Raw genomic sequence first — 19,186 nt, 5'->3', positions numbered from 1 at the left:
TTTTACTGCTCTCTATCAGAAACGTGTGAAACCGGACGGGTGAGCGCCCTTGAGAATCTTGAGGGCTGGAACAACCAGCAACGGCGTACCAATCAGCATTGGAACGATGTCCGAAAGGCCGAGATACATTACCGCCCACCAGTATGGGAAAATGCCGAGATAAGCCAAGCTGGCCGAAACGGCGGCAACCATCAAAAGACCAACAACAAGGCAGGTTGCTGCAATTTTAATCAGCATTGTGCGATTAAACGTTGTCGTCTTAGGATCAAACAACATGCCCGGAATCAAGCCTGTAAGACCGACCATGAAGCCGTCAATGATCAGCGAATGCGCAGGAATGAACGTGCCTGCCAGAAGCGACCAGATCACGGTGCCGAGATAACCGCAGATAAATCCGCTTTTGCGGCCCAGAAGGATGCCGACCAGCGGTGGCAGAAATGCAAAAATTCGCCACTGGATCACGCCCGGAACGAGCTGGATCGGATTGGCATAGGCCCAGAGAACGCCGGTTGCAGCAGCTGCAACGATGGAAAGAACGATCGGAAACAGCGTATTTCCGTCGTTATGCGTGATCGTGGTGTTGGACATTGTCGTATTCCCGTAAAGTGCCTCCCGTCTGCAACAAGCAAAAACCGTGCCGCCTGGTGATTGCAGCAAACGAAGGGAACTTTGAGATGAAGGTGGTGGAGCTATCCTGTCGGCATTTCTGTAGCGCTATCAACAGGCAAAAACACCGCGTTTGCGGTAGAGTCAAACAGATTCAGTGCTTCTGACGCAATGAGTCACATCAAAACTGACTATTAAAGCAATAATCGATCATTCACCCACAATATCGGCTAGCATCTGCACAAGTTGCCGCATTTGATCCGGGCCATTCTCCATGTGCTGGATGACGATTTCCATCGGCTCTACAAATGGTAATCCGGCTTCTTTTGAAACAATGCGGTGCGACGGCAGTGCGACACGCGCAGGCAACAAGCTGACACCCAGTCCTTCAGCAATTGCACTTTGAACACTCGCGAGGCTGGAACTCGTAAAAACGACATGCCACGGCCTGCCAATATGGTCGAGCGCCTCCATCATGTCGCCCCGATAAAGCCCGTTTGGCGGGAATGCGACGAGAGGCAGTGGATCGACGTCTGAAACTGGATAATCAGCACTTTCCAACCAGGATAATGGTTCAGGCCAATGCATGGTGCCAAGCGTTTCACCGCGCTTCTGTTTAATCATCACCAGATCAAACTCGCCCGTTTCAAAACCTTTCTGCAATTCGCGGCTTAACCCGCTCGTCACTTCAAGTTTCATCTTGGGATGTGCGCGCAAAAATGCGGCAAGCGTCGGCGTCACCAATCTTGCTGCAAAATCCTCTGCCAGACCAAGGCGAAAGACTGCCGTGAGCGCACTGCCAGTCATGGCAGCAGCAGCCTCATCATGGAGGTGAAGCATCCGCCGTGCATAGCCGAGCAGCTTTTCACCCGCATCAGTTGGCCGAACATCATGCCTTGCCCGCTCCAGAAGCGATTGTCCGGCAGCTTCTTCAAGGCGCAAAATTTTCTGGCTGACCGTGGATTGCGTCGAATGCAGCTGCAGCGCTGCAGCCGTGAAGCTGCGGCTGTCGACGACAGCCACAAATGCACGCAATAGTTCGAGGTTGAATATTGTATTCATAATTCAAATGAATGCCAGTTGAACATTTAATTTCTAAATATGTCTTATTGCAACTATTTTAGCAACGAATAAGGAGCACCGCCGATGCGTCAAACAATATTCAGCTTGAGTGCCTTGGCATTGATTGCAGGGACAATAGTCATGACCGAACCAGTTTTACCGGGCAGCCATGCCGTCGCACGCGCTGAAACACCGCTCATTCAATCCGCTTCAGCGGGAAATCTTGCTGCGGTTAAAGAAGCGATCAAGGCAGGCGTCGATCTTGAAACCAAAGGCAAGGCTGGTGAAACAGCGCTTCTTGCGGCCACACACGCCAATCATGTCGATGTTGCCCGCGCATTGATCGAAGCTGGCGCCAATGTGAATGCTAAGGATGCGATTAAGGACAGTCCCTATCTTTATGCAGGCGCAAGCGGACATCTGGAAATACTGAAACTCACGCTTACGCATGGCGCCGATCTTAAAAGCACCAATCGCTATGGCGGCACAGCACTCATTCCGGCTTCGGAACGTGGGCATGTTGAAACCGTCCGCACGCTGATTGAAGCCGGCGTAAAGGTTAATCACGTCAATAATCTCGGATGGACGGCTTTGCTTGAGGCTGTGATCCTGGGCGATGGCGGTCAGCGCCACGTCGACATCGTAAAACTGCTGATTGATGCCGGTGCTGATGTGAACCTCGCGGACAATGATGGCGTTACGCCATTGCAGCATGCGCGCCAGCGCGGCTTTGCGCCCATGGTTGCGATGCTTGAGAAAGCAGGCGGCAAATGAGCAACGACAAGGAGTTTTTGCAAAAGGCAATCGCACTTGCATTCGACAATGTCGATCTCGGTGGTCGTCCCTTTGGAGCCGTTGTCGTAAAGAATGACAAGATTATCTCCATCGGCGTCAATCGTATGCAGGCCGATTGCGATCCGACTGCCCATGCGGAACTTCTCGCATTGCGCGCGGCAGGCAAGGTTTTGCAGTCGCCTCGGCTAGATGATTGCGCCGTCTACGCGAGCGGCCAACCCTGCCCTATGTGTTTCGCTGCAATGCGGATGTCAGGCGTCAATAAAATCATATTTGCCTATTCCAACGAGCAGGCAGAACCGTTCGGCCTTTCGACAGCAAAAATTGCCACGGAACTCGCCAAGCCTGTGACAGAACAAACTGGCGTTCACTTTGAACATTGTTCGCCAGACGATGATGCAGCACTTTATCGGCGCTGGCAGGAAAAGAAGAAATAAAAGACTGAATTCATCATGCAGACCCAGCAAACCAATGGCAGCACGCAAGCCGCACCCGTAGCCCTTATCGCCCTCGTTGTTCTGATTGGCCTTAATCTAAGACCATTCCTGACCGCACCGGGACCAGTGCTTTCCGATATTGTCACAGATACCGGAATGGGCTTTGGCATGTTGTCTCTGCTAACATTCCTTCCCATGATGCTGATGGGCCTTGGCGCATTCATTGCACCACACATTCAGTCGATAATTGGCACGCGCCGCAGCATGTTCGCAGCACTCATCATTCTTGCATTGGGTTCTGTTTTGCGGGGCTTCGTGCCAGATGGTTTTTCTCTCGTGCTGACCGCTGTTCTGTGCGGCGCAGGCGTTGCGATGATACAGGCGCTGATGCCCGGCCTGATCAAAGCAAATTTCCCAGCAAGTATTGCAGCTGTTACCGGCCTTTATTCCGCAATGATTATGGGAGGCGGTGCGCTTGGTGCGCGCCTGACACCGTGGCTTGCGGGCACTGAACACAACTGGCGTTTCGCGCTATCTGTTCTTGCAATTCCTGCCGTGCTTGCGTTGCTTACTGCTATTCCAATTCTTAAAGAAACGGCGTCTTCTGGTTCAAAATCCGGCATCACCGGAAAGCTGCTCCGTCGCCCACGAACATGGATGCTGATGGCGGCTTTCGGCCTCGTCAATGCAGGCTATTCATCCATGGTGGCCTGGCTTGCGCCTTACTACCAATCATTGGGCATGGAAGCGGCAGAAACCGGCAATCTGGTTGCCGTCATGGCAATAGCGCAGGCTTTGTCGGCCTTTGGCCTGCCCTTGCTTGCCAGACATAGTGTTGATCGTCGCCCTTGGCTTTTCTTAACACTGGCGATGCAAGCGACAGGCTTTGCTGGTCTGGCTTTTGCACCGCAGCTCTCGCCTTATTTCTGGTCCGCGATCTGCGGCGCAGGTCTTGGTGGCAGCTTTGCGCTCGCCATGATTACCTCGCTTGATCATCTGCCCAAACCTCAAGAATCAGGCGCTCTGGCCGCGATGATGCAAGGCGGCGGCTTTCTGATCGCAGCTCTGGGCCCGGTGGCAACGGCATTGCTACACAATTTAACCGGCACCTTTGCGTCGGGCTGGATCATGCATCTGGTTCTGGTTGCAAGCATCTGTCCGCTCTATCTGAGCTTTAATCCGCGCCATTACGCGCTTGTGATGAATCTGGCGCTTCCTGCTGAAAGCGGCACACAATAGCGTTACCTGACGCGATAATGCGGGGTTTATCTATGTTCTGCGGGCAATTCTGAGCTAGATGACTTGCTGTCCTTCCCATGAGGGTTAAGGTTGCTAGAAATTCCGCATTACTGGTCAATTGAATGAAGCACGAAGCAGTTATAGAGCCGAACAAGTCCACAATTCAGGACGGTTTGCCCAAGCCAAGAATTTATTGGGCGTGGGCGACCTTGATGGTCGGTCTTACACTCGCAGTTATCGACGGTACTATTGCCAATGTCGCGCTTCCCACCATTGCGGCCGATTTCTCGGCAGGACCGGCTGCCTCCATCTGGATTGTGAACGGATATCAGCTCGCCATCGTTATCACTTTGCTGCCATTTGCAGCTTTGGGCGAGATTTACAGCTACCGTCGCGTCTATCTGCTCGGCGTGTCGCTCTTCACACTTGCCTCGATTGCCTGCGTTTTTGCGCGGTCGCTTGAAGCGCTCACGATCGCACGCATTATACAAGGCTTTGGTGCAGCAGGCCTGATGAGCGTTAACGCTGCTTTGCTGCGCTATACGGTGCCGCAAGCAAAGCTTGGCACCGCAATCGGCTTGAACGCACTTTTCGTGGCCCTCTCCTCGACCATAGGTCCAACGCTCGCAGGTATCATCCTGCATTCGCTCACATGGCCCTGGCTCTTTGTCATCAATATTCCACTCGGCGTTCTGGCGGTGGTTATGGGAATGAAAAGCCTGCCCTATAACGAACTCTCATCACGTCGGTTCGATTATCTGAGCGCTATCCTCACTGCCTTCACGCTCGGCCTGCTGATTACGGTCATTGATAGTGCAGGTAATGGCGTCAGCTCGACATTTCTGGCCTTGCAGGCAATCGGCTGCGCCGTCGCAGCAACATGGCTGATACGACGCTCAATGCAGACGACCAACCCGTTGCTACCGCTTGATCTTCTGCGTATCCCAGTGTTCAGCCTGTCGCTCTGCACTTCAATCATGTCCTTTCTCGCACAGATGATGGCATTCATATCGCTGCCATTCCTGTTTCAGAACGTCTATGGCTTCCAACCCATCGAGGTTGGCTTTTTGATGATGCCTTGGCCGATTGCCCTGGCAATCGTTGCCCCGCTATCCGGCAAATTCTCGGACAAATATTCGCCTGCCACGCTCGGTTTGGTTGGGCTTGTGTTCTTCGCTGCCGGGCTTGCACTGGTCGGAACGCTGCCAGAACAACCGTCCGTGGTCGATATCTGCTGGCGCATGGCGATTTGCGGCATCGGGTTTGGCTTCTTTCAGGCTCCGAACAATCGCATGATTATAACCTCGGCCCCACGCGCAAGAAGTGGCGCTGCAAGCGGTATGCTTGGAACGGCTCGCTTGCTTGGTCAGTCGCTTGGTGCTGCATTCGTAGCATTTTTGCTCTCGCATTGGGGCATCAACAACATACCTCGCATCCTGCTTGTTGCTGCTGGATTCGCGGCTTTTGCATCAATCATCAGCATTTCGCGCCGTAAACGCTAAACACCCCGGCAAGATTTTGGTGATATGAAACTCAAAAATGAACAAGCCTGTGAATCTTTTGAAATATCTTAGTCGACACATGAAATTCCCTATTGCAATCCGGATTCCGTTGGTTCATATACCGCCTGCCTAACGGAAACGACTTCTCTCAGAGAAGACTGGCGCGAGCGGGTGTAGCTCAGGGGTAGAGCACAACCTTGCCAAGGTTGGGGTCGAGGGTTCGAATCCCTTCGCCCGCTCCAGTTTTTCCGAGGTATTTCCCAACAGCGTCATAATATTGAGCCGTGAAGGCTTTAGCTGTGCCTCTCTACCGCAATACGCATAATCAGACTGAGACTGCCTCATGATCCGTAGTGTACTTTTGTTGATCGTTGGTGTTGGCGCCCTCGTGCAGGGGATTTTGCGCCTGGGAAAACCCGCTCAAGCCGTCGAGCGAACCGGCTGGCTATATCAACAGTTCGGTGATCAGGGCGTCGCTTATGGCATGATGGCTATTGGCTTGGTCGCGCTGGTTGTCGGTGTGATCTTGTTCAACAACACTTGGGTCAGAGCCATTCGCGAACGCAGAAAAAGCTGAAACTCTATTCATTAAATAAAAGAACAATGACAGAATTCAGCTTTTAATTACTAGGCTCAGACCATCAATCGCATGCCAGCTATGCTTTATTATTTATTGTCCTCTGCTGTTTTTCGCCCCATATGCGAGATCAACGTCACAGGACGATTAATTCCATGAAACCGGATACTGTTGTCACCGCCGTTCTGGCGATGTGCCTGTTGTTTTTAACATGGGCCATTGCTCAACGTGCTTTCGATGAAATGGCACATCTGCAAAATGGTGCCAGCGGACTAGACTTGCCCGCTGCCTCCATTCAGCATCCTACAGCAGATAAAAGCCGGATAAACTGACCTCCCCTGCCAGATGCGGGACTCAGCGTTTAAGTGTTATTTGCAGGCTTGTTGAAATTAAATCCGATAATTCGGCGTGGATGTCTTTCCGCGCCCTGCCAGTTTCCTCGCAAATAGGATCAATTTCCCCCACCGACTTGAGGAATGCGCGCGCATCTTCCTTACACTCAGGCAAAAAACTGAAGTGATCCGCTCCACGGACAGTGACATAAGAGCTGCCTGGTACCAGCGCCGCCACTTCATCAGCTTTGACTGATAAAGGCACCTCACCTTCATTACCCAGATTGATAAAACTCAAAGGGATTTTGATATTCTTGAGGCTATCTTCGTCGTAGGCTTGAGCCATCCCCGGATCGACAAGCACCGCGGTTTTGACGCGCTCATCAAGATTGGACTGCTCAAAAGCCGTTTTATCAACGGCGCGCAAATCGAGCTTTGGCACTGATACCGGCTCCATTTTGGCATAGCCGCGACCACCAGCATACCATGCGCAATCCCACTTCGTGTAAGTGTCGCAATATTTGGCATAAGCCTCGAGATTTGTGCGAGCGCCAGCAAGTTTCAGTGACGCAGCACCACCAAGCGAAAACCCAACAACGCCGATATGTTCAGCATCGATGTGAGACTTCCAGTCTGCGTTTGCGGTCAGATAGCTGATAACGGTCGAAAGATCGTCAGTTCGCTTCCACAGTTTTGGTGTTTCATCAGGCAGCGAGTCGCCTGAAGTCGTGCCCGGATGGTCAGGTCCGGCAACGATAAAGCCCGCCTTTGCTAAATCTGTCGCAAGCCAGTTTATGGCTTCAGCGCGCCCACCCGAACCATGCGAGAGAATGACGAGAGGAAAGCGACCATTGCCAAGTGATGCATCTTTCGCAGCCTTTGTTCCTTTAAAAATTCTATCGTCACCAAAGAGTTCGGGCGAACCTCCACCCGAGGCGGGATACCAGATCGTTACTGCCAGATTTTGCCCCCGCATTGCAGAGGGCACTTCAATAGTGCGAACGCCAACCTCTGCGGCCATCGCAGCAGAACTGAAGAGGGTCGCACCGAGTGCGACGCTCGACCAAATAAAACGAATTTTGCTCATCTTGTATCTCCGTGCTTGCAAGATGAGCCAGGTTTTTCAAATATCCTCCGATCCGGCGTTCTAAATCACGATTCAGGTCGTCCAGAATCGCGATATAGATCATTGATCGGCGATCTTTCGCCCTTTAGATCGCGAGAACGCTTTTGATTTTCGTACCATTACCCTTTGTCGTTGCCCTTCTTCAGCTGATCCTTCTGGTTGCCATGTGGCGCAATCAGGATAAAGCGATTGCAGGCAACCCGTTCCAACTGCTGGTCGCTTTGTGCGCCGTGCAGTCAGCAGCCGTTGGTGTTCGCTGGGGTTATGGCGTCGAGGAAGTCCGCTATCTGATGCCGATTATCGCAAGCTGCTTGCCACCGCTCGTTTACGCAAGCTTTCGCAGCCTAATACATAACGATAACAAGCGTTTGAGCGACCGCAGTCTCTGGAAAGTCGCGGCTTTCCCGATAGCGACATTATTCATATTGCTCATTGTGCCTGCATTGCTGGACGCAACCCTGATTATCCTGTTCGTTGGTTTTGCTATTGCTCTGCTTAATCTTGCACGCGCCGGTCCTGATGCCTTGGATGAAGCACGATTTGACAGTGCAATTTCTGCTCATCGAGCGCTAATAATTGCCGCTGTTTCACTATGCATTTCTGCTTTATTCGACTTTGCAATTCTGATGGATTTTGAATGGGCAAACGGCAGAAATTCGGCGCTGATTGTGAGCAACGCCAATCTTCTAGGGCTCCTGTTTGTGGCACTCACGGCTCTGGTCGCAAGCCGCGCTCAACCTGCTGCATCCGGTCTGGATGAGCGACCCCTCGACAAGAATGATATCGAACAAGACCGAGATACTTTGGCTCGCGTCGAAAACATCCTCGCACAGAACAAGCTCTATCTGGATGAAAACCTGACGCTTATTCGGCTGGCGCGAAAAGTCAGTCTGCCAACGCGTCAAATATCGGGCGGTATCAATCGGCTAACCGGCAAGAACGTATCTCAATATATCAATGACTTTCGTATTGCCGAGGCTTGCCGACTTTTACGGGAAACCGAAATGTCAGTGACGATGATTATGTTGGAATCAGGCTTTCAAACGAAGTCTAACTTCAATCGAGAGTTTCGCCGTGTCACTTCATCAAACCCTGCCGCTTGGCGAGAGCAAAACAGCTTAGAAAGGAGAAAGCGCAAGCTCGTCGCATAAGATGCTACACGAGCCTGCGATAGTTTAACCAAAAATGCTTCTTCCGCCAAGGAATGGCTGTCCACTAGCCGGTCCGGTTATGGTTCCCGGCCGGCTTTTACCTACAGCCAATTGAATCAAAGTTGCGTCCCACTGCTTTTCAGCTTTAGACACCGTCTCAATACTCGCAGGTGCGGCAGCCAGCGCAGAACTTGCGATCATTAATGATGCAATCGTCGTTAGTGAAATCGTTTTCATTTCGCCCTCCAATATTGGCTGAAGCCAAACGCGCCATGAGTCGTTACTAGGAGATCATGCTGGCGCGCGATACGCACAACCCAGCGCGACCTTAGTTGGAGACCAGCAACCGGCACATACGTCATATGACGTATTTCGTTATGAAAGACGCTCGATACACGACTGCGAAATGGGGAAAATGGCGGGACGTGCGGGATAGCGATGAGAACTATGTCTACTCCATAGCCCTCTATACCCCTCCAAAGTAGGTACGAAAGGACGGCACAAGCTTACGCTGCACATCAGACTTCCGCTTCGCCGCCGTTAACCCAGCGCTTCTTCTATGGCCTTTTCCACTAGCTCTGGCGTCACTTTGAACCATTCGGTTGCACTGAAGGATCGTCCGTCAGGTCCCGTAACCCTCAGGGCGACGTGATACGATCGAAGCGCTCGGTGGATAAGCTGTTCAGCTTCCTTTGCCGAGTGCCCCACCAGTTCGAAGGTAACTAGAATGTCTACTGGTGCGAACAAGAATGTCGACTGCGTTTCAGCGTGCGCAATGCGGTCCTCGACTGCTCCCGATGTGGTGCCTACCTTAAGCAATCCTTGGACTTCAGGTTTCTCCGATAGGGAGCGCAGGACGTATACGAAGCCGGTCCGAGCGCCGCTAAACAGGGGGCCGGCGTCCGTAGTGCCGATTCGGCGGGCATCCTTATCCTCGTAAAGCCGCCGCACGAGCGATGACATCAGCAGGTTCGATTCCGTGCCGTTGTCGAAGATGACGCGCAGGCGAGCGTCAGGTTTGCCATTGCGCCGGTGCTCGTCGCGAAGATCAGCAACATGGACGAGCTGACCCTTGAGGACAAAGAACTCGCCCAGTTCGACGCGCTCTTGCCGAAAAGGCTGGGGCTTGCGCGCGCCCTGCTCAACGGCCTTTCGAATGTTTTCGAACAGCGGCTCGAAACGCTCGAAATCCGGACAAGGGCGACGGTCGGCGACAAAGTCGGGTCGTGCCATTGGCCTCAGTTCGTCCCGCACCTCGAAGATGTCGAGACCATCGGAAAGCAAAGGATCATCGAGAGGATCGGCGACGCTCGCCCCGCCGAACACGAGGTTGCGCGTATCGTACGGTGCGAGCCCATCGAGGTCCGCCTTCGATGCCCGCAGTCCAGCCAATTCATTGGCGAGCATGCGCTCTCGAACACTGCGCCCTGGCTCAGAGACCGGCTCGGCACCAGTCTCGTCCATGAAGGCATTGATGCGCTCGATCACCTCGACCGCGCGATCAAGGACGGGCGTTCGTGCTGCCTTCGGCTTTTCGTCAGGTGTGAGGAGAAGTTCGTCGTTTAAGTAGTCGATCGTTTCACGCATCGACCTGCCCCTCATCTGCGCCCGCCATGGCAGCACGTTTCTCTCGCGAAATCTTGCGCAGAAACGCCAAAGCTTCCGCTAGCCTGACTTCGCGGCCATTTGGGGAATTCAGATTGGGCTCGCGGCTCTCACGGTGGATGAATTCCTTGATGCGAGAATACAGCTTTTCGGCCTCATCTTGCGTCATGCTCACGGTGAGGGCGCGAACCTCGCCGTGAAGGCGTGCGAGCAACTCCTCGGAGAGTTCCTTTGACAATAGCTCGTAGGCATCATCGAAGTCGCGGCGACCGCCGAGCAGATCGACCTGTAGCTCCCTCACGTTGATGAACCGCTTTGTCTGCTGTACGAAGCGGTCGCCGGCGTTTGGACCGGTCGTGTCGCGATCGCCATCGCCTTCCTCTTCGTCTGGTCCTGTGAAGGCCGGCTGCTCCCCTTCGGACATTCCTAGCGTCTGAATGATGCTCGGGTCCTTGGCGACCTCACGGCCCAGCCCGGCGCGAACACCAAACAGGCCTACCGCGTCCTGGACCTGCTCTGCCGAGAAGCCAGGGTAGCGCCGCTTGATCACGTCTGTGACCACGAGGTCGTAAATCACGTCGGTGTGGTGGTCGTCGGGGTTGATCATGACCGTTAGCGTGCGCGGGTCGTTCTGTACATCCGCGAACAGGTCGTTGAAGTCGTTTTCGATCGCCTCGACAGCCTTCTCGTCGATCTCCGGCATGCCGATAATTTCGATCTCGCCAGCGTTGGTCACCGGTCCCGGATTAGACTTGTCGCCGGGCGAGCCGTCGAATTGGTCCGCGCCTTTGTGCGTGCGGAACTTGAAGACGGGCGCCATCACCTGCTCCATCAGGAGCGACACCGAGATGGCCTTGAGCATATCGTTGACGGCGCGGCTCACCGCCTCGTCATTGGCGAAGGGCGCAGAGACAAGATTGGTGAACTGCGCCTCCGTTTTGCCAGGTGCATCCCGCGTCGCTCGGCCAATGATCTGCACGACCTCGGTCAACGAGCCTCGGTAGCCAACCGTGAGAACGTGCTCGCACCACACCCAGTCGAAGCCCTCTTTGGCCATGCCAAGTGCAATGATGATGTCGACATCGTCGCGGTCTTTTACCGCGCGGAGGCTCGCCAGCACCTTCTCGCGGTCGGCGCTGTCGTCCACGAGGTTCGCGATCTTGAGCGTACGACCGCCTGCCGTGAGATGCACAAATCCGGTCGTGGGATCGGTGCTGGTCTTAGGATTTTTGCCCAAGCGGTCGCCAATCGCATCCACGATCGCATCTACCGCGAACATCTTGTTGACTCCGCTGCCCTCGGCCGAGCCGACATGAGGGATATGCACGATGGTCTTCATGTGCGGGTCAAGGGCTCCGCCGATCGCGTCGAGATACTTGCCTTGGTAGAAACGGAAGTTGATACGCAGCGTCTTTAGGTACTCGTAGCCGTTGAGCTGCTCATAATAGGTGTAGATTACCTTCTCGAAACGGGCCTCGTCCTGTGGATGCAGCACCGCAGTGCCGTCGCCCCGGAAGTACGAACCCGTCATGGCGAGGATGTGCGCGGCGTCGTGCCCCACTTCGCCCGCCCGGTCGATCAACCCGCGCAGCAGGTTGCCCAGCCTACTGTTCTCGTCTGACGAAGCGTGGTGCAGTTCGTCCACGCAGATAAGCGCACGGTCGAATAAGGTCACATCATCCGTCTTGGCATGGGCGGCGCGCAGGGTGGAGTGGGTGCACAGTGTCGTTCGCCCATCACCTTCTCCGCGAAGGAACCCGATCAATTCGTCCACCTTGCGGCCGGTCTCCGAGCCGACGGTGCAGAGGTCGAGGTCAAGCTGCCAGTCCGAGTGGAAGCCGCCCGCCGCGAGGCCCGTGTCCCGGAACGAGGCGCCAATGGAGCGCTCGGGCACCGCGATCACCACGCGATCGACGGCTTTGGTGCGCAGCTTCTCTAGTCCCACGAACATGGCCGCACGCGACTTGCCCGAGGCAGGTGGCGACTTCACCAGCAGGTGCTGCGCGTCCCGCTTATCCCACACCCGAGCCTGCATGGCGCGCATGCCAAGACTGTCTGTCGTCTTGGACGCGCCCGTTCCGTCATAGGTGAGCGTGATGGAGCCGAGACCGTTCTCGCCCGCCTTGTTCTTCGTCTCGCTCATGCGCTCACCTCTTCTTCCTTGATCTTGGATGGCTTTGCTTTTCCCACCACCATGCGTGCATAGAGTTGTAGCATGTGCTCGACCCGATCGGCGTCCGAGCGGTAGCGACGCGAGCCGAAGATCGTCTCCATCGTCTCGTCCAGCTCTTCATGAGCGCGGCGCAGGGCGTGAGGCATCTTGGCAGGGGCGTAAAGCTCGCCGAGAGCGCGCCCGAACCCCGCTTCCTTGCGCGCCTCGTCGATTGCCCACCAGTGCTCCTCGAGGTCCGCCTTACGACGATCCGACAGGTATGGAAGGGGGAAGGTGTTCCATACAAGAGTATTGGAATAGCGCACTCGCGTTTCAAGTTTTCCACCAACGAGTTCAAGCCATAACCGATGAAGCCGTGAGGACAGAACCGCAGCCTGCCAGATATCGCCGTCGAAGATCGCGAATGCTTCACTGGACGTAATGTTAGTTTGATCCACTACATCGACGGGCAGATAAAAGCGGTCCTCACTTGAAGGTCGTGGTACCATGATCGTGTGTGATGTCGCAGCGCCCGCCCTTTGCAGGAAGCGATGAGGTCGATCCGCAAACGCCTTCGAAATGTCCGACGCCTTTTCCTTGGACCGATCCCGTGCCACGGCCTCGAATCGTCGTGCCAGTTCTGGGATGGACTTTGCCTCCTCGACCTCGTCGTCCCCCACCCACAGGCAATATCGCTCGATTCCCTTCATCAACTCCTGAGAGCCGTAGAGCCGCCGCACGAATCGCGCCGCATCCGGGTGCACCTCCAGCAGCGCATCTCGCTCGTTGCGATCGAGAATTAGGTTGCCGCCGTCGGTTGGCTTGTTGCCGAACACCATCGGTTCGAGATCGGGTGCCAGCGGCCTGCTCGCCTTTTCCACGATCGCCGTGGTGCCAGGCGCGAGATAGGGACCGATCACCTCTACGTCGCGCACGGTATCGCCATCGAACAGGCGCTTGGGCGCGCTGCTGGGCGGCCCCATGCCGATAATCACGCAAGTCACGCCCGCATTGTGGGCTGCCAGGTTCGACCACTTGAACGAACGATGCGCAAAGCGAATTTCGAGGTTTTCCAGCAGGTGGGGCCAAAGCTCGGGCACCTGCACGCCCTGCACGATGGAGTTCGTAGCCACGAAGGCGAAGGGCGCGCCGGTCGCCAGCGAATAGTCGCGCGCCTTCGCGAACCAGAGCGTCACGTAGTCGAGATTGCCCCAGTTCTTGACGCGCCCCTTGAAGACGCGGGCCATATCCGCCTTCTGCTCGGGCGACCAGTAAGATGAACCGCGGAACTGCGGATTCCCGACCACGACCGTCTCCGCGCCCGTGACCGGGGGGCAAGCCTCCAGCCAGTCTCTCTCGGCCGCGTTGCCTGTCACGATCACGCCGGCCTTCTGGAGCGGCAGGAAGTCGGTGCGCTGGCCGAGGTCCAGTTCAAGCTGCTGGTCGCATTGATACTTCGCGATCCACAGGCCCAGCCGTGCTGCCTGACAGGCGAAATCGTCGATCTCGATTCCGAAGAACTGTTCAAGCGCAATGCCCGACAGGCGCGGCGTGGCGAGACGGCGCAACGCTTCCGTTTCCAGCGCCCGCAGTTCCTTGTAGGCGAGGATCAGAAAGTTGCCAGAGCCGCAAGCCGGGTCGAACACGCGGATGCGGCCAAGTCGCTCAAGGAAGTCGCGCAGCCGCCCCTTGTTCGCTCCAGCCCGTTCCAGCTCCGCTTGCAGTGAATCGAGAAGGATGGGCTCCAGCACCTTCATGATGTTGGCTGGCGATGTGTAGTGCATCCCCAGTTCGCCGCGCTTCTCAACGTCAACGACGGCCTGAAGCATCGAGCCAAAGATGTCAGGATTGATGAGCTTCCAATTCAGCCCTGCACAGTCGAGCAGCAGCTTGCGGCAACGCCCATCCAGCGCTGGCATGGGCACGTCTTCTTCGAACAAGGAGCCGTTTACATACTTCAGCTTCGACCAAGGACGCGTCTCTGACGATCGCTTCTCTGGTGGTGTGTCCATGTACTTGAAAGCGCTGTCCAAAAATGCGGCAAGATCACTGCCATCCACGTTCGACTGCCGCACAGCGGTTTCAAACACGTCCTTATCGAAGATGCCGACATCATCCGAGAACAGGCAAAATAGTATGCGCGCCATGAAGATATTGAGCGCGTGACGATCCACCTCCATCGTCCAGCTCGGATTAGCGTCGCGCACCGCGTCATGAAAGCGCGAGATGAATCGGGTTGCCCGTACGTCGGCCATGCGCTCCTTCTTCGGAACGTATCTCTCATGACCGCCAAGTGGAAAGAAAACGTCGCCTTCCAGAGAGAGCATGTCGAGGCCGACACGCAGCGGCTCCTCGTCGAACTTCGGGCTCGTATCACAGGCAGCGATCCGCTCACCATCATAGGCGAGCAGTATGCGTGGACGCCGTCCCTTGGGTAAAGCCTCAGCTTCTGAGCGCATCCGGTCCAGCGCCGCGTCCGCTCCTCCCAATGCAGTGGATTCGAAGCGGAGCATTCGTGCCCACAAGAATGCTCCGTCTTTAGCGGTATCGCGCAGTTTCGTGATCGTAGCACGCGGCGCGCCTACCGCCTCCATCAACGCCAAGCCAAACTCGCCTCCCGCTGGAGGTTTCCCCGCGAGGTCGTCAAGATTGGAGTATATTTCCCCCGGGGTCAGCATATTCTTCTATTTGTTCCTCGCATTGGTGCTCTTCACGCGTCTCGCTGCCGAATCGATAGACGGCGGATGACATATTTTTTCATTTTGATTTTAGTGCATTCTTCTACAGCATTCGACCAATCAACAGCAGATCACATGCGAGGGACCATAACGGGCTCAGGCCCCATGGCCTCATTATGGTTGTCGTTTAGACGATCAGCATTCTAACTTCGTCATCCGCATCGGGAATGCGCTTCATGCGCGCGTCGGCGGTCACGAAAACGAGTTCACGCTCCTTAGCCTGAGCGCACATCCACAGATCATTTTCGTCAACGCCGAGTTTTTTGCCTGTGGCCTTGTCTACCCATTCTTCAATATATTTAGGCCGATCCTTTCGTAGAACCTTGGCGAGATACTTTTGCGCGATCCGAGCTTTCAGATCGGCGTAGGCAGCCGCAGTATGGTGGGTGAGATCTAGGACGGCGTAGGTCCGCGCCTCTGCAAGCATGGCGTCAAGTGCGGGAAGATTTCCCTTGCCGATAACTGCCGCGAGGCGCGTCCCGAACGCGAGTTCGGCAAGCGCGACCGTAGAAACGAAGCGTGGCGCTTCGGCTGGCAACGCGTTCAAAGATTGGCTCTTCTCAGCATGGAGCGGATGCGTCGGATCAAGATAAATCGACAAGACGGTCGTATCGAGGAGATAGGCGTCCATCCTGGTCAAGCCACATAGTCGCGTAGCAGCGTGATCTCTTCATCGGGCAGTGCACGAAAGACCTTTCTGACCCAGTCGCCACTCGCACGGAACCGGCCGGAGATTCGCTCGGCAAGCGTCAGTCCCGGCACCGGAAACAAGTCGTCCCAATGCGCCCATTGATGAGGAACCGGGCGTTCGGCACCCCGGAAAAAGTTCAGCAACTGGCGCTCCTGCCGCAGCGGCAGATCGTACCCACGAAGTACAGCGGCATCGATTGACGCGAGCAGATGGGCAAGATCCGCGCCGTCTTCTGCAAAGAGACGACCCTTGGTTAGGACCTTCAGATAGTCGCGGACAAGCTCGGGTAATTCCTTCGGAATGTAGCTCGGCATCGGAGCCTGTGCGACCACGTTTGAACGGAAGCGATCCCTTGGTGAATGAACAGCAAGATAGGCATTGACGATCGGACCATTCATAACCGCGCTAAAAGCAAGCAGACTTTCTGGCGTCATGTCGGTGAGCGGCCACAGCCCGAAGAACTGCTGCGAGTAGAGGTGCGATTCCAGATCGGCGACCGCACCTACCCGCCAGGGACCTCGGCTAAGCCGTGTCGCATTCATGATGAGCTTCGGCTTCGACCAATCCTGATCATAGCCCTCACGCAGATTCTCTAGATTAAAATCGAGCCAAGTAGCGCGAACGCCAACATATTGTTGGAAGCGTCGGGCATTCAGATACCCTCTGCGAAAGCCTTTCTTCTCAACATCGCTTGCAGCCAGATCCTGTTCATAATTCCAGCGCAGCCCCCATCTTGGTTTGAAAATCGTTCCGAGCTGCGGAGCTTCTGCAAGATAGATCCACAAATCGTGCAGGGGGGGAATCCAAAGCTCCCCCTCCGGTCGGACGACTTCCCGAGTGGTCTCGCGCTGAACCGTCGTGCGGCCAGTTTTCAGGAAAGCCGCCCGATCTTGGTCGGCAACTTCTGTCGACCGGATTGTAACACGCGTCGATCCTTCGGCTCGCAGATCGCGGGCGATCAATGCGGCGGACTCCACGCTCGATGCGCCAAAAATCCGATCCGGCAGTTCAACAATCTCGACGAAGCCGTAAAGATCTTCGATGCGGCGACGCTGTTCCGAGAACTGCTTCTCTAGTATGAAGGACCGCGGCAATACGAACCCGATGGCGAGTGGCTGCGCATCAATCACCGCGCTGAGCACTGCGACCGCCTTCGTCGGTTTCCGGCTCGCTTCCGGATAACGCTCCTTTTCTTCTTGGGTGAAGGCTTCAAAAGGAGGGTTGCAGACGATCACATTCTTGCCGACCAGCGCCTTTGCCAACACACCGTCGACGAATAGATCTGCTTCACGTATGTGCCAGCCATTGTGGTTGGGATAGTCAGCAAGGATCAAAGAAAGCGTGGCCACCTCGCAGGCGAAGGGATCGATTTCATCACCCGCGATGTGCTCGATCAGAAAGTTGTGACGCTCTTGATCCGACCATCCCACGGGAAGCAAGTCGCGCAAGTGTCTGAGCGCCGATACTAGAAAGACGCCTGCACCAGCGCATGGCTCGTAGATCTGGAGATCGATCGGATTATAGCGGTGCAACTCTAGTCGCTGAACAATATATTCAGCCACTTGGCGCGGCGTGCTGTGCGTCCCGAATAGCTTGCGGGCCTCAGGCGTCACCAGCGTATTCTCATACACGAATGCAAGATCGTCCGAGGAGATGTTGGAAAAGTTAATTCCAGCGCGAAGATGTGCCCATGCCGCACCAAACATACGCGTCAGTATGGGATTCGTCCGTCCGTCGATTTGTGACAAGCTATAATAACGCTCGATAGCCGTCAGAACCGAAGACAGATTGTCGGCATTCCACTCTGCCGAGAACGGGTGGCGGCGATCCTCTAGAACCTTAGCGGCCAACAGGCGGAACACCACCCTGAACATGGTTCGCACATCGAGCCGACCCCCACCAGGTGCCTTGCGGGCCAGATCGAGCGTCTCGATAAGCAGGCGGTCAAGCTTGAGATGGATTTCCCCTTCAATCGCCGGCAGCAGCCCTAGGTCGACGAAGTCAAGCTGATGGCCGGCTGCGGGGCTCCCCACCGCCTTTGCGCGATGGATCGCGTCAGGATGCCAGTCCGCCTGGTTGCGTTCGAATAGGTCGGTGAGCTGGCCAACCTTGACCTTCTCGATCGCTCGCGGCGGTCCTTCGCTGCGAACCTGCCAGACCGTGACATCATCGCGGTCGATGACAAACAATAACGGTGCACCGAGCGCACGGTGCGACTGGACGAGCTCGATGGTGGAACGTCCGTCACTTTCAACTACGCCAAAGGCAGCCGAACGATAAGACGGGGGGGTTCGTGTGAACGCAACCAGTGGCACGGTACGCGTATCGTTGCCTTCTGCAAGCACATCAGCAAACGCATAGTCCCGCACCACGGCTTCGGCACGATACCCCGCGCGGTGTGCAGCCCAGGCGATCTGATCGAGCGCGCTCATGGCTGACCTCGTTGCGCCGTTGCAGCGCTCGTGATCGGGATGGGTGGAAAGAGCAAAGATCGTTGCTCCACATGATCGGTTGCTGCAAGCAATTGCTCGCGCAAGCGCGCAACAATCGCTCTCAGAGGAATGATTATCAGCGGTTGATCGCTGTGCGCTTCCGCCAGTTCTTCAGCGAGGCGCACCTCCGCCCCCTGCAAATTTAAGACAACCTTAGTACGTTCGAGAACCGGCCACGGTGATCTGTTGCACAGCTCAAAAAGTGTTTCCGCCATTGGAGCCAGTGCACCAACACGAACCGAAAGGTCGATAGCAAGCGCTCGAATGACCGACGCGGCGACCATGTCGCCTGAGCTGAAACAGGGGCTATGTCCGCGACCGCGATCAAGCGAGGCGATTGCCTTTTTCCAGTGCCGATATGTCTCCGGCGCGATCGAGACAGCGCTCCTTAACTGGCCTGGTGTGTAGAGAACTGTCATTTCGCGGCGCCATCAACTTGTTGTTGACCACAAGATGCCCTGTTTGCTTCCGGTGCGCAAGCCCTGCTAGAGATGTTGACACTGCTGCGAGAGCGGAGTGGCGGTGGCGGTGCAACACGACGAGGGTTACGGAATTGATAGGGCGTGCGAGAACCCGTGTCGGCAGGGTAGCCACAAAAAAGACGCCACCTGGTTGATAATCAAAGAGATAGCTGACCAATTTGTGCGGTAATCGGCGGTGTTTGGCGGGCCGTGCGAGATA

General features: G+C 55.6%; 17 protein-coding genes and 1 tRNA gene. 8 read left to right on the top strand and 10 right to left on the bottom strand.

The genetic code is table 11. From position 1 onward, the window contains the following. Positions 1–15: 15 nt before the first annotated feature. Together CEV34_RS10605 and CEV34_RS10600 are read right to left on the bottom strand one after the other, a co-directional pair. Positions 16–588: an aminotriazole resistance protein gene (locus tag CEV34_RS10605; RefSeq protein WP_094543611.1), complete on the bottom strand. Its 573-nt coding sequence runs from the start codon at positions 586–588 to the stop codon at positions 16–18. Positions 589–816: 228 nt separating this feature from the next. After that, positions 817–1,668, bottom strand: coding sequence for a LysR substrate-binding domain-containing protein (locus tag CEV34_RS10600; protein WP_007878942.1), 852 nt, complete (start codon positions 1,666–1,668; stop codon positions 817–819). A gap of 141 nt (positions 1,669–1,809) precedes the next feature. Between CEV34_RS10600 and CEV34_RS10595 the strand changes: the two genes are divergently transcribed. The 7 genes from CEV34_RS10595 (at position 1,810) to CEV34_RS26995 (ending at position 6,550) form a co-directional block, all read left to right on the top strand. Continuing rightward, positions 1,810–2,442: an ankyrin repeat domain-containing protein gene (locus tag CEV34_RS10595; protein ID WP_007878941.1), complete on the top strand. Its 633-nt coding sequence runs from the start codon at positions 1,810–1,812 to the stop codon at positions 2,440–2,442. After that, positions 2,439–2,900 carry a nucleoside deaminase gene (locus CEV34_RS10590; RefSeq protein ID WP_007878939.1) on the top strand — a complete coding sequence of 154 codons (462 nt, stop codon included), beginning with the start codon at positions 2,439–2,441 and terminating at the stop codon, positions 2,898–2,900. The genes CEV34_RS10595 and CEV34_RS10590 overlap by 4 nt, the downstream gene beginning before the upstream one ends. 15 nt (positions 2,901–2,915) lie before the next feature. Next, complete coding sequence (locus CEV34_RS10585; protein WP_007878935.1) at positions 2,916–4,139, top strand: cyanate transporter; 1,224 nt, start codon at positions 2,916–2,918, stop codon at positions 4,137–4,139. A 122-nt stretch (positions 4,140–4,261) separates the two neighbouring features. Then, positions 4,262–5,641 (top strand): MFS transporter, encoded by a 1,380-nt coding sequence (locus tag CEV34_RS10580; protein ID WP_007878934.1) that lies wholly within the window; start codon positions 4,262–4,264, stop codon positions 5,639–5,641. Positions 5,642–5,808: 167 nt separating this feature from the next. Next, positions 5,809–5,883, top strand: a tRNA-Gly gene (locus CEV34_RS10575). A gap of 101 nt (positions 5,884–5,984) precedes the next feature. Further along, on the top strand, positions 5,985–6,218 hold the full coding sequence (locus CEV34_RS10570) for a hypothetical protein (RefSeq protein ID WP_007878927.1): 234 nt from the start codon (positions 5,985–5,987) through the stop codon (positions 6,216–6,218). Between the two features lie 155 nt (positions 6,219–6,373). After that, a complete protein-coding gene (locus CEV34_RS26995; RefSeq protein WP_161624152.1) occupies positions 6,374–6,550 on the top strand; it encodes a hypothetical protein in 177 nt (58 codons plus the stop codon). 22 nt (positions 6,551–6,572) lie between these two features. Here the strand turns inward: CEV34_RS26995 and CEV34_RS10565 are convergent, their stop codons facing one another. Beyond that, positions 6,573–7,637 carry an alpha/beta hydrolase family protein gene (locus CEV34_RS10565; RefSeq protein ID WP_007878926.1) on the bottom strand — a complete coding sequence of 355 codons (1,065 nt, stop codon included), beginning with the start codon at positions 7,635–7,637 and terminating at the stop codon, positions 6,573–6,575. 143 nt (positions 7,638–7,780) lie between these two features. On the opposite strand from CEV34_RS10565, the gene CEV34_RS10560 reads away from it, so the two are divergent. Continuing rightward, complete coding sequence (locus CEV34_RS10560; RefSeq protein ID WP_007878924.1) at positions 7,781–8,827, top strand: helix-turn-helix domain-containing protein; 1,047 nt, start codon at positions 7,781–7,783, stop codon at positions 8,825–8,827. A gap of 24 nt (positions 8,828–8,851) precedes the next feature. Here CEV34_RS10560 and CEV34_RS10555 read toward each other — a convergent pair whose 3' ends face one another. The 7 genes from CEV34_RS10555 to CEV34_RS10525 all read right to left on the bottom strand — a co-directional run bounded on the left by CEV34_RS10555 (position 8,852) and on the right by CEV34_RS10525 (position 18,924). Further along, positions 8,852–9,064 carry a hypothetical protein gene (locus tag CEV34_RS10555; RefSeq protein ID WP_094543608.1) on the bottom strand — a complete coding sequence of 71 codons (213 nt, stop codon included), beginning with the start codon at positions 9,062–9,064 and terminating at the stop codon, positions 8,852–8,854. Positions 9,065–9,367: 303 nt separating this feature from the next. After that, positions 9,368–10,414, bottom strand: a complete 1,047-nt coding sequence (locus CEV34_RS10550) for a GIY-YIG nuclease family protein (protein WP_179253493.1) — start codon at positions 10,412–10,414, stop codon at positions 9,368–9,370. Beyond that, positions 10,407–12,575: a DEAD/DEAH box helicase gene (locus CEV34_RS10545; RefSeq protein WP_094543603.1), complete on the bottom strand. Its 2,169-nt coding sequence runs from the start codon at positions 12,573–12,575 to the stop codon at positions 10,407–10,409. The genes CEV34_RS10550 and CEV34_RS10545 overlap by 8 nt, the downstream gene beginning before the upstream one ends. Further along, the gene (locus CEV34_RS10540) at positions 12,572–15,262 is read right to left on the bottom strand and encodes a DNA methyltransferase (RefSeq protein WP_143853341.1); all 2,691 of its coding nucleotides are present in this window, start codon (positions 15,260–15,262) and stop codon (positions 12,572–12,574) included. The genes CEV34_RS10545 and CEV34_RS10540 overlap by 4 nt, the downstream gene beginning before the upstream one ends. 187 nt (positions 15,263–15,449) lie before the next feature. After that, entirely contained in the window at positions 15,450–15,953 is a 504-nt protein-coding gene (locus tag CEV34_RS10535) for a type II toxin-antitoxin system VapC family toxin (RefSeq protein WP_094543599.1), read from the bottom strand. Positions 15,954–15,958: 5 nt separating this feature from the next. Continuing rightward, positions 15,959–18,445 (bottom strand): N-6 DNA methylase, encoded by a 2,487-nt coding sequence (locus CEV34_RS10530; RefSeq protein ID WP_094543597.1) that lies wholly within the window; start codon positions 18,443–18,445, stop codon positions 15,959–15,961. Then, entirely contained in the window at positions 18,442–18,924 is a 483-nt protein-coding gene (locus CEV34_RS10525; protein WP_094543596.1) for a hypothetical protein, read from the bottom strand. The genes CEV34_RS10530 and CEV34_RS10525 overlap by 4 nt, the downstream gene beginning before the upstream one ends. Positions 18,925–19,186: the final 262 nt, after the last annotated feature.

This window comes from Brucella pseudogrignonensis (genome assembly GCF_002252525.1).
In the GTDB taxonomy this organism is placed as follows: domain Bacteria; phylum Pseudomonadota; class Alphaproteobacteria; order Rhizobiales; family Rhizobiaceae; genus Brucella; species Brucella pseudogrignonensis.
The sequence above is the reverse complement of the archived record's forward strand: the minus strand, read 5'-3'. Positions and strand labels throughout refer to the sequence as shown.

Excerpts from the sequence above, each read along its gene's own strand:
- CEV34_RS10605 (WP_094543611.1), bottom strand. The coding sequence starts at position 588 with ATGTCCAACACCACGATCACGCATAACGACGGAAATACGCTGTTTCCG.
- CEV34_RS10600 (WP_007878942.1), bottom strand. The coding sequence starts at position 1,668 with ATGAATACAATATTCAACCTCGAACTATTGCGTGCATTTGTGGCTGTC.
- CEV34_RS10595 (WP_007878941.1), top strand. The coding sequence starts at position 1,810 with ATGACCGAACCAGTTTTACCGGGCAGCCATGCCGTCGCACGCGCTGAA.
- CEV34_RS10590 (WP_007878939.1), top strand. The coding sequence starts at position 2,439 with ATGAGCAACGACAAGGAGTTTTTGCAAAAGGCAATCGCACTTGCATTC.
- CEV34_RS10585 (WP_007878935.1), top strand. The coding sequence starts at position 2,916 with ATGCAGACCCAGCAAACCAATGGCAGCACGCAAGCCGCACCCGTAGCC.
- CEV34_RS10580 (WP_007878934.1), top strand. The coding sequence starts at position 4,262 with ATGAAGCACGAAGCAGTTATAGAGCCGAACAAGTCCACAATTCAGGAC.
- CEV34_RS10570 (WP_007878927.1), top strand. The coding sequence starts at position 5,985 with ATGATCCGTAGTGTACTTTTGTTGATCGTTGGTGTTGGCGCCCTCGTG.
- CEV34_RS26995 (WP_161624152.1), top strand. The coding sequence starts at position 6,374 with ATGAAACCGGATACTGTTGTCACCGCCGTTCTGGCGATGTGCCTGTTG.
- CEV34_RS10565 (WP_007878926.1), bottom strand. The coding sequence starts at position 7,637 with ATGAGCAAAATTCGTTTTATTTGGTCGAGCGTCGCACTCGGTGCGACC.
- CEV34_RS10555 (WP_094543608.1), bottom strand. The coding sequence starts at position 9,064 with ATGAAAACGATTTCACTAACGACGATTGCATCATTAATGATCGCAAGT.
- CEV34_RS10550 (WP_179253493.1), bottom strand. The coding sequence starts at position 10,414 with ATGCGTGAAACGATCGACTACTTAAACGACGAACTTCTCCTCACACCT.
- CEV34_RS10545 (WP_094543603.1), bottom strand. The coding sequence starts at position 12,575 with ATGAGCGAGACGAAGAACAAGGCGGGCGAGAACGGTCTCGGCTCCATC.
- CEV34_RS10540 (WP_143853341.1), bottom strand. The coding sequence starts at position 15,262 with ATGCTGACCCCGGGGGAAATATACTCCAATCTTGACGACCTCGCGGGG.
- CEV34_RS10535 (WP_094543599.1), bottom strand. The coding sequence starts at position 15,953 with ATGGACGCCTATCTCCTCGATACGACCGTCTTGTCGATTTATCTTGAT.
- CEV34_RS10530 (WP_094543597.1), bottom strand. The coding sequence starts at position 18,445 with ATGAGCGCGCTCGATCAGATCGCCTGGGCTGCACACCGCGCGGGGTAT.
- CEV34_RS10525 (WP_094543596.1), bottom strand. The coding sequence starts at position 18,924 with ATGACAGTTCTCTACACACCAGGCCAGTTAAGGAGCGCTGTCTCGATC.